General features: G+C 40.0%; 13 protein-coding genes. 7 read left to right on the forward strand and 6 right to left on the reverse strand.

Going from position 1 to position 12,058, the window contains the following annotated elements:
* Positions 1–45: 45 nt before the first annotated feature.
* Positions 46–999, reverse strand: a complete 954-nt coding sequence (locus AB3N61_RS15040; protein WP_367897972.1) for a helix-turn-helix transcriptional regulator — start codon at positions 997–999, stop codon at positions 46–48.
* A gap of 162 nt (positions 1,000–1,161) precedes the next feature.
* On the opposite strand from AB3N61_RS15040, the gene AB3N61_RS15045 reads away from it, so the two are divergent.
* Positions 1,162–1,467 carry a hypothetical protein gene (locus AB3N61_RS15045; protein WP_020769396.1) on the forward strand — a complete coding sequence of 102 codons (306 nt, stop codon included), beginning with the start codon at positions 1,162–1,164 and terminating at the stop codon, positions 1,465–1,467.
* Positions 1,468–1,751: 284 nt separating this feature from the next.
* On the forward strand, positions 1,752–2,159 hold the full coding sequence (locus tag AB3N61_RS15050) for a 5-fold beta-flower protein (RefSeq protein WP_367897973.1): 408 nt from the start codon (positions 1,752–1,754) through the stop codon (positions 2,157–2,159).
* Between the two features lie 32 nt (positions 2,160–2,191).
* Here the strand turns inward: AB3N61_RS15050 and AB3N61_RS15055 are convergent, their stop codons facing one another.
* Entirely contained in the window at positions 2,192–3,757 is a 1,566-nt protein-coding gene (locus tag AB3N61_RS15055; RefSeq protein WP_367897974.1) for an LA_3751/LA_3752 family putative glycosyltransferase, read from the reverse strand.
* A 128-nt stretch (positions 3,758–3,885) separates the two neighbouring features.
* On the opposite strand from AB3N61_RS15055, the gene AB3N61_RS15060 reads away from it, so the two are divergent.
* Positions 3,886–4,125 (forward strand): hypothetical protein, encoded by a 240-nt coding sequence (locus tag AB3N61_RS15060; protein ID WP_020769257.1) that lies wholly within the window; start codon positions 3,886–3,888, stop codon positions 4,123–4,125.
* Between the two features lie 207 nt (positions 4,126–4,332).
* Here AB3N61_RS15060 and AB3N61_RS15065 read toward each other — a convergent pair whose 3' ends face one another.
* Positions 4,333–4,668: an LIC10421/LIC12816 family protein gene (locus AB3N61_RS15065; protein WP_367897975.1), complete on the reverse strand. Its 336-nt coding sequence runs from the start codon at positions 4,666–4,668 to the stop codon at positions 4,333–4,335.
* Between the two features lie 577 nt (positions 4,669–5,245).
* On the opposite strand from AB3N61_RS15065, the gene AB3N61_RS15070 reads away from it, so the two are divergent.
* The gene (locus AB3N61_RS15070; protein WP_367897976.1) at positions 5,246–5,668 is read left to right on the forward strand and encodes a VOC family protein; all 423 of its coding nucleotides are present in this window, start codon (positions 5,246–5,248) and stop codon (positions 5,666–5,668) included.
* Between the two features lie 7 nt (positions 5,669–5,675).
* On the opposite strand, the gene AB3N61_RS15075 is transcribed toward AB3N61_RS15070, so the two are convergent.
* Positions 5,676–6,791: an AraC family transcriptional regulator gene (locus AB3N61_RS15075; protein WP_367897977.1), complete on the reverse strand. Its 1,116-nt coding sequence runs from the start codon at positions 6,789–6,791 to the stop codon at positions 5,676–5,678.
* Between the two features lie 116 nt (positions 6,792–6,907).
* On the opposite strand from AB3N61_RS15075, the gene AB3N61_RS15080 reads away from it, so the two are divergent.
* Positions 6,908–8,050 (forward strand): DJ-1/PfpI family protein, encoded by a 1,143-nt coding sequence (locus tag AB3N61_RS15080; protein ID WP_367897978.1) that lies wholly within the window; start codon positions 6,908–6,910, stop codon positions 8,048–8,050.
* Positions 8,051–8,075: 25 nt separating this feature from the next.
* Here the strand turns inward: AB3N61_RS15080 and AB3N61_RS15085 are convergent, their stop codons facing one another.
* Positions 8,076–9,314 (reverse strand): M48 family metallopeptidase, encoded by a 1,239-nt coding sequence (locus AB3N61_RS15085; protein ID WP_367897979.1) that lies wholly within the window; start codon positions 9,312–9,314, stop codon positions 8,076–8,078.
* An 11-nt stretch (positions 9,315–9,325) separates the two neighbouring features.
* Entirely contained in the window at positions 9,326–10,345 is a 1,020-nt protein-coding gene (locus AB3N61_RS15090; protein ID WP_367897980.1) for a helix-turn-helix transcriptional regulator, read from the reverse strand.
* 157 nt (positions 10,346–10,502) lie between these two features.
* Between AB3N61_RS15090 and AB3N61_RS15095 the strand changes: the two genes are divergently transcribed.
* Both AB3N61_RS15095 and AB3N61_RS15100 read left to right on the forward strand, forming a co-directional pair.
* Positions 10,503–10,718 carry a hypothetical protein gene (locus AB3N61_RS15095; protein WP_020769084.1) on the forward strand — a complete coding sequence of 72 codons (216 nt, stop codon included), beginning with the start codon at positions 10,503–10,505 and terminating at the stop codon, positions 10,716–10,718.
* 176 nt (positions 10,719–10,894) lie between these two features.
* Positions 10,895–11,995 carry a DegT/DnrJ/EryC1/StrS family aminotransferase gene (locus AB3N61_RS15100; protein WP_020769187.1) on the forward strand — a complete coding sequence of 367 codons (1,101 nt, stop codon included), beginning with the start codon at positions 10,895–10,897 and terminating at the stop codon, positions 11,993–11,995.
* The last annotated feature ends 63 nt before the right edge of the window (positions 11,996–12,058 follow it).

Genomic DNA, 12,058 nt, shown 5'->3' on the forward strand with positions numbered 1-12,058 from the left:
GGTATATCCTGAATCAATGGTAAAGAACGATCAGTCAATCGATTCCTAATGAGACAAACCGGAAGAAACAGTCTCCCAATACGCAATCATTCTTTCCTTTAATGCGGGAGGGTTATGAAGAATCACATTCGGACCAAAACCTTTTAGGACGGATAAAAACCAATCCTGATTTCTGATCCTTGCCTTAGAAAGATAATATGTGGTATCTCCTATCTGCTTTTTGGTAGGAGTCCTTTCTAAATGTATGCGAGAATGTAGATTAAAATACACTTCCGCAGTATGATAGATCTCCGCATAATTCGAATCCCCTTCTCCTCCTTGCAAAAATTCCTTTAATTTGGAGATAGCATTCTTTCTTTCTTCGTCCGGAATTTCCGCAACATTCTCCTGAGTTCTACTTAACTGCAAGATCGAATCCAATCTAAACGTTCTAGGCGCTTTTCTAGAATGGCAATAACCGAGCAGATATTCTTCCCGAAAGCTTAAGAGTGCCCAAGGATCCACTTTTCTGGATCCAGGTTCGGATTCTCCCTGTGCACGATATTTAATCTGCAAAGATTTGCCGTCGGTGATGGCGTCCTCTATATTGCTTTTTAATTCGTTCTCACTAGGTATCCCCGCAGAAGGCAGAATTGTATGAATTTTATCTAATATAGATTTCAGGATCTTTTTTCTGGAAGGACCTGTTTCCTTTTCGTCTTCTTCCAAAAATAATTTTCGGATTACGGCCCATTCTTTAACGCTTAGGACCAAACCTTGTTCCAGACTCAAGGGCATACGAATTCCTATCGTCTCTCCGTCATAATCCAATTCCACAAATTGGTCCGGAGTATAAGGATAGGAACCCACCATGTACAATCTTCCGAGCTCCTTTTTGAGATCTTTGATATCATCGATACCGGAATACTTGGAAAGATCCTCCAAACTCATTCTTTTGTTTTCCTGCAAAAGATGAATCACCGCTAATTTGGTTTGGAGTTTTTTCGTACTTGGATTCATGCCGGACATTCTTTCTTTCAGGAAATCTAGAGGCAATCAGAAATACGTATCATTTGAGAAGGATTTTTTAAACTCTTCATTTTACGAAATCGTAACCGAAAACACGATATTTTAAGACGGATGATACTTATTTGTCCGGCCTTTTCGATAGAATGCGCCTCTATGACCCGAACGTCTTTTTTAAAAAATACATTTAGACTTCTTCCTAAATTTTATCTGGAGTTATTCGATTCGGACCAAGTATTCTTGGCCGCAGCACAGATGATCGGAAAACGGATCTTACGATTTCGTATCGATTCCGGAGTTTCTTATAAAAAAGGAGACGGAGTTTACGGAAGATTGTACGGACTTAAATCCAGTTTTTATATTCCTATCTCAGGAATTATAAAAGAAAGAAAAGAGATCCAATCCAAATACTATTCCAAACTTTGCGAACTGGAATTGGAATCCGATGAGGATATAGAATAGCGGCTAACGTTACGATCCGCACCGATTTTCCAATCCAAAAACGACTCAGCTTGGATATAGGGAATGAACAATACATTTTATGCAATGAACCGAAAGTCGAGAAGTGGCCTGGATCTTTGGGAAGAAGTAATAATGTACTCCAAAAAAAATATTCCGCAAAATATATCACCCTACTTGTTGCCCTAGAGATACGAATAAGTAGGATTGCCGCTTCAAAGCGGTGTATCGGAATCGTCCCTACAAAAGGGAGACGAACTTATGAATATAAAAACGGAGATACATGAATGAAACTAATGTTGAAACTCGTAACTGTGGTCCTCTTTTTAAGCGCTGGCTTGGGTTCCTTGCAGGCAGGGGATCTGAGAAAGAACGGCTCACTCATCGGAAGTATCGACTCAAATGGGGACGTAAGATTGAACGGGTCTCTCGTGGGAAGATTTGAATCCGGCGGGGATGTTCGCAAAAACGGAAGCTTGATCGGCAGAATCGATTCAAACGGAGACATTCGAATGAACGGATCACTCGTAGGTTCGATTGATTCCAACGGAGATGTACGTAAAAACGGAAGTCTGATCGGACGCATTGATAGTAATGGCGATGTACGAAAAAATGGTTCTTTAATAGGAAGTGCAGTGGGAATTCCGAGAGCGCAAGCCGCAGGATTCTTTTTCTTCTTCTTTTTGAACGAGTAAGATCGGAACAAAGCCTCACTTCGGCCCGGATATTACTTTTTTCTTTCCATAGAAAAAATAAGAACATCTTCCTTATTTTCCGACCAAACTTTTTTAAAATCCGGGCCTAATGTTTGGGAGATACTTTCGTAATATTTATTTTTCAAAAAAGGATCGGAATCGTTCAAATTTTCTAAGATAGAAGCTTTTGACTGAATGAATAATATCTTTCTAAATTGTTCCGGTTTATTTTTAGAGAAGAAATTTTTAATATGACCTTCCCTCATCAGCCAAACGGAAGGTGTTTGGAAAAAATATTTCCCTAAAATTTGAGAATACGTCCTGATCTGGACCACGACCAAATCGGGCTTTTGTTCCAAATAGATCGCATTTAGTTTCGTAGTCTTTTTTCCATACTTTGCCAAGATCTGCGTGTACGAAAAACTGATATATACCGAATAAAGAAGGATCGAAAAAAGAAGAATTTTTACGATCTTACGGAACTTCTGCCCTAAATTCTCCAACATGATCAAAAACATTCCCGTGAAAGCGGGTAAACTCAAATGAAGATATCTGGAACCGAAATCTATGATCCCATCGTTCGGAGCGGATATCACCAACACCATAAATGCGGCAAGACCGGAATAAACAAACAGATCCTTATTTGAGATCTTGGATGCGTTATCCTTTTTAAACGGATTTTTCTTAAAGAAAATATAATATATAAAGAACAATAAAACGATCAAGAACCCGGGAGTGTATCCGAAAAATCCGATCCGATTGGGATTTGCGATCAATAATCCTGCGTAAATTTTCCATTTTTTCCAAGGAAACAAAAACATTGTCGGCTGATTAAAAGAAAACCTTGGACCCAACGGATGTCCGTATAGAACAAATTGGATCCAGAGCAAAAGCCCTACTCCCGTCAAAAATCCGAGAGAATAACCTAAAATTTTCCTTCGTTCTTCTACATTAGAAAACTTGTATATACTTAAAAAAAAGATAAAAGATAAGGGGAATACGATACTTTCTATCCTAAACCAAGCGGAAGAAGCACAGATAAAGCCGGAAATTATAAATTTTACCAGGGAAGAAGAATTCCCGGATCTCAAAAATAGGAAACACCCCGCTAAAAACAAAAAGGAAGCGATCCCAACATCCGGAAAAAAATATCCGTTGATCAAAAACGGAGAAGCTAAGGCCAGAATTCCCAAATAGATCGGATCCCAATCCCATAAGATGGAAAGGAATAGAAAAGATAGAAGTATTAAGATCGAAGTCGCAACATAAACGCCAAGTATCCCGCTCCAGGGAAGAAATACCGCATATACATAACCTAGAGCGGCAGGAAACGGGCTGATCAGCTCTTGGCCGATACGGATACATTCCGTTGGGCAATAATTCCCCTCCGGGTCAAAATCCCTAGATGGCAACACCAGGTTGCCCGAGAGGAAGCCGTTCCTTCCTACGGATTCTCCCAATATAAATTTACCGAGATGGTCTGAGTATAATTGTTCCCCGGGTTTCAATAAGAACGGGTATAAAAGCGGAAGGAAGAACAAAAAACAAAATGTAAGTTTTGTCCATTTAGAGGATAACTTTCCGCCCGGGAAACTCATCAGGGCAGATTAGAAGCCGCAAACCGTCCCACAATCCTTTTTCGGAAACGTATACTTTCCCAAATCGATTGACTCTAGGGAGGAAACCTGAAAGGGTCATAGAATCAGAGGATTCGCCGGAGAGTATGATGAAAAAATCGGTGTCATTCGTAATTTGTTTTTTATTCGCTCAGGGTTTACTCGGACAGGATACAAACACCCAAACTTCCACCAAAGAAAAAATGGTATGCGAACGTATGGATCTGGAAATCCAAAGCACTACTTACAATGACGCTCTTCGATGTGAGACCAAAGACGCCGTCTGTTATATGATAGAAGGTTTTAGTATGAGTTGTTTTCCAAAAGAGAAAAAAGTTTCCAAACAGTAGTCTTTGCTTCATACGAAAAGGAACTTATCCTCTGATCTAATGGGCGCATGCTCGCTGAACGCGAGCACCCGGCTCTTCGCTCCAATCCGCTCCGCGGGATTTCCGCTTCGATCCGTTGCGCGTTTTTCTCGAAAATTAAGTACATAAAAAAAGGCGCCTCGCGGCGCCTTCCAGTCGATGGATTTTTAGGATTTGTTGACTATTGAATTAGAGATTGTTCAAAAACTCTTGTGTTTTTGCTGCTTCTGCTTCAAGAGCTTTTGCTTGTTTTAAGAATCTCTCAGACTGAGCGTTGCTAGCGAGGAACTTTCCACCGGTAGAACGTTTAGCCAATGCTCTTAACTCTTCCGCTCTTTCAGTTTTTTGCTGAGCGATCGCTTTCAGGTAAGTAGCTACTGCAACTTTTTGCTCTTTAGTAACCGCAGCGGATACCAAAGCTTGCTCCAAAAGACGATCTTCAGTATCTTGAGATACCGCAAAAACGGAAGACCCTGCTAGGAAACCTACTACTAATAGAAGAGAAGTGAGTTTGTTGATTTTCATAAAATTGAAACCTCTTGTTATTTTTATATGCTCTGTTCTCATTTTCGCTTTATATCCATAAGACCTATTCACATAGGCAAAAGGAACAAAAAAAATTTCAGAGGAGGAAAAAATTAAAAAATTTTGTTAAACGAACCCAAAAGACTATTTATCATATTTATGTTTATTAGAAATGTCTAATTCTCTAAGCACCTTATTACAGCTAGCTCCCATTCATTCATATTGAACAAAAAAGAAGCGCTATTGGAGGTTTTCCCAAGTCGCTGCCCGAATATGGTACAAGTATCGATCTGAAAGGCTTTTTTTTCAAGCCGATCCTTTATTAGAAACTCGAAATATGCTTACTTTTTAAGCACACATGCTAAGCATTTAGATTATTATTTAGGCAAAAATAGGGGTAAAAATGGTCTTTTTAGCGGAAAATCGGAAAGATCCAATATGGTGGATTTTCCCAAATTGTTCGATTTTTCAGCCTCACTTTGGGCTTGTCAGAGGGAAAATCCGCAGGTTTCCTTTCAAATAATAGGAACCAAAATCTTCTTTTTCAAAGAAGGAACCCTTCCAGAGGAACGATAAAATGAAATACTTACACGCTATGATCCGAGTAAAAGATTTGGATCTAGCTTTGGATTTTTTCTGCAATAAACTAGGATTAAAAGAAACAAGAAGGCACGATCATCCGGAAGGAAGATATACACTTGTCTTCTTATCCGAATCGGATACAAATTCTCCGGAGATAGAATTAACCTATAACTGGGACCAAGATTCCGCGTATACGAGCGGAAGGAATTTCGGTCATCTTGCATTCGAAGTGGATAATATTTATGAAACCTGTACGAATCTTCAGACAAAAGGTGTGATTATCAATCGCCCGCCTAGAGACGGCAGAATGGCATTCATTCGATCACCTGACCTAATCTCTATCGAGTTATTGCAGAAGGGTAAAGCACTAGAAATCTCCGAACCTTGGAAGAGTATGCCGAATACCGGAGAATGGTAAACTTCACTTAAGATTTTTTGGAAAAAGAAGAACGATATTCTCCTGGAGAACATCCGTATTTTTCTTGGAATAATTTATGGAACGCGGATTTGGATCTGAAACCCGCCGCGTAAATTACGGAAAGTACGGATCTTTGGGGTTCTTCTCTTAACATTTTGGAGGCCTCTTCCAAACGAAATCCTGCGATATATTCTCTGAAACCGATTTTCATCTTATCGTTTAATATCTCCGATAATTGATGAGTTTTAATTTTTAATTCTTCCGAAAGAATCGAAAGAGTTAGTTCCTCATCCAGGTACAACTTTTTGTCCCGCATTAGTTCTCCCATCTTTTGAACGACTGCATTCACATCCAGACTTTGGAGCCTGGTCTCGTTATACCCGGCTTCCTTTGCGGTTTTTCCGAAAGAAACGATCAACTCAGACGATACGGAAGCGCTTAAAAAAACGGCGCAGACGATCAATGTCAAAGCCGCCGACGCAACGCTGAACAAAGGCATAAAGAAGATCTGAGCGACCACAAACAAAAAGATCACAAATATACTCGAATAAAAAAGGATAAGAAACGGTGAGAACACCCTAGCTTCTTCTTTTTTCAAAAAGGTTTTCCATTTGCGAATTATGCCGATCAGTAAAAGTGGATACACTAAGTTGGAGATCGTTCCTAAGGCCAAGAGCCCGAATAGGAGTTGGAAATAAAGATTTCTGGGAGGGAAAACATTTACATATTCCAATTTGGAATTCGGATCGGATAAAATAAAAGGTAAAAGCGCTAAAAACGAAATCAATCCGGGAACAAAATGTACGATGTTAAGCGCTTTTGCAGGTAACCCTCCTAACCTTCTGAAATACAAATACGCCAATGGCCCCGTGAAAAATAGAAAAGGGATATGGATCTCGGCAAACCAGAGATTCTCTTTTAATTGGCCGGATAATTCCAAATACAAATGAAACTGAACTATCGAAAGAGAAAGGAAGAAGAATCCTATCGGTTTATAGAAAGCGAACTTGGCTTTCGGTGAAGGATCCGAACTTTGGGATTTGAAAACTTTATTTTTTTGGATGAATTCGGAAATCGCCAATAAAAAAGAAAGTCCTGCTCCAAATGCCAGAAACGTATCCATAAAATGAAAGAGTCCTATCGGAAATAGATGTCGAGATTTTTTCAGGATTTTTCTTTTTTTAGTCCGTCCGGATACGGAAGGACGACTGTTTTCGGAAAAGATCGTATCCTGAAGGTATGCAACATCCTAACCTACAACCAAATCGTTTTGTAAAATTCTTCTGCGGGAGTCTGGCTCTCTTATTTTTATTCGGATTTGTGGAATACGGGTCATCATCGGAAATTTCAAAAATACGGCCCCAAGAAGAAAATTCCAAAATCCCAAACTATCAATCCAGATTCGGCAGAAAAGAGCCCGTCATCGCAGTGATCGGTGAAAATAGAATGACCGAGTTGACTGATTTTATGATCCCTTATGGCGTTTTAACTTCTTCGAAAATCGCAAAGGTAATTGCAGTTTTTCCGAGAACGGGTCCTGTCCAAATGTTTCCCGCATTAAAAATAGAAGCGGAAATATCTTTCGATCTTTTCGATTCGGAATATCCGGATGGAGCGGATTATGTGATCGTGCCGGCGGTACATTATTCGGATGATCCCGTTCTTCTTTCCTTTGTGCAAAAACAATCCGCAAAAGGTTCTACGATCCTAGGAATCTGTGACGGAGTTTGGGTACTGGCAAATGCGGGTGTTCTGAAAGAACACAAGGCAACAGGTCATTGGTTTTCTTTTTCAAAATTGGAGAAAGAGTTTCCCGAAACTAGATGGATCAAGGATACCAGGTATATTGCGGATCGTAAGATCGTCACTACTACAGGGATCACCGCTTCTATTCCTGTTTCTTTGGCTTTAATCGAAGCGATTTCCGGAAGAGAAAAAGCTTCCGAAATGGCGTTAAGTTTAGGAGCCAAGGATTGGAAACCAACCCATAAAAGTTCCGATTTTTATCTGAGCGGCAAAGATATGTACATTGCCGCAAAAAACTATCTTGGGTTTTGGAATTACGAAAACTTAGGAGTTAGGGTCTCAGAAGGTATAGACGAAGTTGTTTTGGCTCTTCAAGCGGATTCTTTTTCCAGGACTTATAGATCGGAAGTGTTTTCCGTTTCCGACCAAAAAAAGATCCGAACCAAAAACGGATTGTTAGTACGTGTAGATAAAATGGACGCGGAAGTCGCAAGTTTAGATTTCATTTTAGAAAATCTGAATGGAATCGCTGCAGTGACTGCGTATGATAAAATCCTAACGGAGATTGAATCTAAATACGGAACAGACACTGCCGCTTTTGTGGCCTTACAGATGGAATATCCTTGGCGGAAGTAGTTTCCGCATCAGAAGGCCGGATTCCTTATTTCCAGCCTTCTGCGAATTCAATCCTTTCTAAGGTCGTGGGATGAGAATGTTCAAAGATCACTTCCAGTTTATGTGGATTCAAACGGGCCTTATTATCCTTTGCCAGTTTGATCTCCGTACTGATGAATGATTTTTTGTCGTCGGTTAAGACAAGTGCCTCTTTGTCCGCTTGGGTTTCCAGAACTCTGGAGAGTGTCGCCGAAAAAGGTCCGAGTATCGTTCCTACAAGGGATAATATCAGAAACAGAAACGGTAAGGTAGAAGGAGAATAAAATTCTTTTAACGGAATCAAACCTTCTTCTTTTACTTTTTGAAATATATATCCTAATAAGAAACACAATAAGAAAGTTTCCAATGTGCTAAGTGCGATCTCGATCATTTGATGATTGTGAACCCAATGACCGATTTCATGTCCAAGCACACTGACTACTTCTTCTTCGGTGTGGTTTTGGATCAGTGTATCGTAGAGGAAGATCTTTTTACTTTCTCCCCAGCCTGTGAAGTATGCGTTTGTGTGACCTGAATATTTACTCTCGTTGATCACATAGATATTTTCTACCTGGATATTCGCCTTTTGGCTCAGGGCCAATATTTTTGTTTTTAAACTTCCTTCTTGGATAGGGCCGTAATCATAAAAGATAGGAGTGATGAGGATCGGATACAATACGGACATGAGTAATCCAAAACTCAAGGATAAGATAGGAAGTATATATTTCCAAGCGCGCGGAAGATTTTTAAGAACGAATGCGACTACTAAAACAACTATTCCGCCAAATAAAAATCCTAATCCGAAAGACTTTGCTTTAAATAAGATCCAATCCGTTATGTTCATATTGGAAAACTGAAATTCATGTTCTATCACATAACCGAAATAATAACTGAACGGTAAGGAAACGATAAATTCCAAAAGATAAAAGGAGATGAAGAACAGAAATACGGTCGGATAAAATCTATCTCCCGTTTTTTTGCGGAAGTATTCTTCCAGTTTTACCGAGATAGGAGTAAATACAAATGCTCCTGCTAAAGCAAAATCAAGTAATGAACCTATGATGGAGACAAAAAATCCCCTCCTTTGGTATTCTATCCCGGCGTTTATATCTTCTTGGGTAAAATACTTTAGAATTCTTTCATGTAGCTCCGGAGAAAGATCTCCTTGGTAGGAGAAATATTTCATTATTAGCGTAAGTAAGATCTGTAGGGAAAATAAAGAGAATAGGATATTTTTAAGTTTCATGTAATGGTTTTTTATACTTTTTCGTAGAGTTCTGAGATCCGTTTTATTGAGTTTCGGAAGACTGAGTTCAATTCTTCAGGAAGAACCGTTTCAATCGCGTCCGGCCATCTCCATAAAAAGGGCAATAATCCCTCCAGGTTGGTGGATTGGAAGCTGAGTTTATTTTTTTCTTCCCTGTATTTGATCCCTGTCAGGAATAATTTCGCTTTTACAAGACCTTCTTCTTTGCAGATCCATTCCACATTTTTGGATTCATGGACTGGGAATAATCCCGCGTGAACAATCAGATCCTCCTCCGTTTCTTTTTTGGCCCCTCTTGACTGGTAAAGTGGATCTCCTTGTAGCAGTTCCACAGATAAGATCTTCGGTAAAACGAATCTTTTTTTGGTTTTTTCTTCCCTATCGTAGGCCAGTAAATAATGATCCTGGCCCCCTTTTCGAATGAGTCGGATCGGATCCGCTTCCTTCGTGTAAGAATCTTCCGGAAAGGTTTTATAATATTTAATACGGATAGGAGTATGATTTTTGAGAGCATCTAGGATTTGAAATGCGGTTTCTCCTAACTCTTCCGGATTTTCCTCCGGATTTTCGGTCATTTCCGGAAAGTATTCCAAATCTCCCGCGAATATTTTTCGAGCGGCGGTATAAAGTTCGTATTTTGGAGCTTCCGAATATCCTTTTAGTAAAAGTGCCGAAATTTCTCTTAGTTCTTCTTCGGTGAAATCTAATGTTTTGGAAAGCGGATCCTTAATAAGCACGTATACAAAATCTTTTCCGTTTTTTTGAGGATAATATTTGATATGGAACCCTAGGGCGCCTAACTCTTCGATATCTCTGGATAGTTTCCTTCTGTCGGAGTCTCGATTTTCATTATCGTAAAATCCCGCCATGATCTTTCTCAAGGAACTAAGCGTGAGTCCTTCCGGAAATCTGAAAAAATTGAATAATAAAGTGAGAAGCCGGTATTCTGTGGGATTCATCTCCCTCGGCTCGATCTCCTGGTCTATATCTTTGTCTAGTTCTTCTTTCATGGCTCGTTCCTAGATCCTTGTTTTTATAAAGTCCCGGGGCAAGGAAAAATCTCTGCCGCGTTTTTGAATTCGATGAAAGTCCCAAAAAACAACTTGATGAGTAAGATCGGATCTCGATAATTCTCTCGTTTCAGTCCCTTATTCTCAGAGGTTTTTTATGGGTAAAATTATAGGTTTTCTTTTTCCGAATTTTATAGGTCTTATTCTTATTTTACTCGGATGGTGGACAACTATCATCAATGTGGCTACTCTTCGCTTCGCAGGTGAGTCTTATTTTAATAAATGGACCTACACGGGACTGACCCTAATCCTTATCGGGGCTTATTTGCCGGAGATCTGGATCGGGATCCGTAACAAAATTTTCGGAGATTAATCCTCCCTTTTTTTTCTTGTACGAAAACGTCTAGACATTTCCGCTGGTATTCTGATTATTTGCGATACGTGTCCTAGATCGTTCTGGGTCCGGGGATTTTGAAAAAAATCTTTACGGGCCGAGTACATGGGTTACAATGCGACATAATAAAATTACTGGAACCTGAGAAGGGGAAGATGAGCGCGGAAACCGAAGTTTTAGAGAAACCAAGCCGGAAAAAAACCGATATCGAATTCCATAAACCCACTCTTTCTCGGGAGGACCTGAAAACCGTATTGGAAGCATTGGTAGAAGACCATCTCTCTTCGGGTTCTGTGACCCATAAATTTGAGAAGGCTTTCTCTTCCACTTTCAGGACCAAACAGGTTGTTTCTGCAAACAGCTTAACTGCAGCCTATCATTTGTCCTTATTGGCGCTGGAGATCCAGCCCGGAGATAAAATCGCTATTTCCACGTTCGCGCCTCTTGCTGCCTTAGATGCAATTTTCTTAATGCAAGCCCAACCCGTAGTCGTGGATATGGGAAAACATTCTTTCCATATTTGTCCGGAAAGATTGGCTACCGCTTTGGAAGACGAATCCATAAAAGCAGTGGTTGTGGATCATACCTTCGGCTCATTAGCGGATTTTTCCAAATACGATTTCAAAAATCGTCCCGTGATCGAGGATTTTTCGGAAGCCGTGGGCGCAAGGACCGAAACGTTTACCCCTGGAAAACAGGGAAAAATTTCCATCTGTGGGCTTTCTATCGAGTATCTGATCACAACCGGGAACGGGGCTTTGATCTGTACGGATGATGATTCTTTGGCAAAAAAGATCAGAGCTAGAAAAGATGGAAAAGATCCTTATCCGCGTAAAGAAGGCCAACCAAGACTAGATTACGATATGATCGATTACCAAGCGGCTTTAGGGATCGAACAATTGTCCAATCTAGGCGTGATCTTAGAAAGAAAAAGAAAGATCGCTCAGGTGTATTTGCAATCCATCCAGGGTTCCCAAGTGGGCTCTCACTTTAACGATCCGAATTCCGAAACTTTCAATCGTTTTGTGATATTAGCTCCGGGGAATTACGAACAGGTAGAAAGATATTTCCGTTCTTTACAAATCGGCACTCGTAGAACGGTTGCGGAACCGATCCATCATATTTTAGAACTTTCTAATTCTGATTTTCCGAACGGAGAAAGGCTGTACCAAAGAGGCCATTGTATTCCGATCTATCCGAACTTAACTAAGGATAACGTACAAAGGATCTCTCAAGCGATTCGTAGAATTTACTAATGCTTTATTTTAAATCGTGAGTTGTAGGAGTTCCTGCTTACCTCGCTGCTAATTGCGAACTCT

Source organism: Leptospira sp. WS58.C1 (assembly GCF_040833995.1).
Taxonomy (GTDB): domain Bacteria; phylum Spirochaetota; class Leptospiria; order Leptospirales; family Leptospiraceae; genus Leptospira_B; species Leptospira_B cinconiae.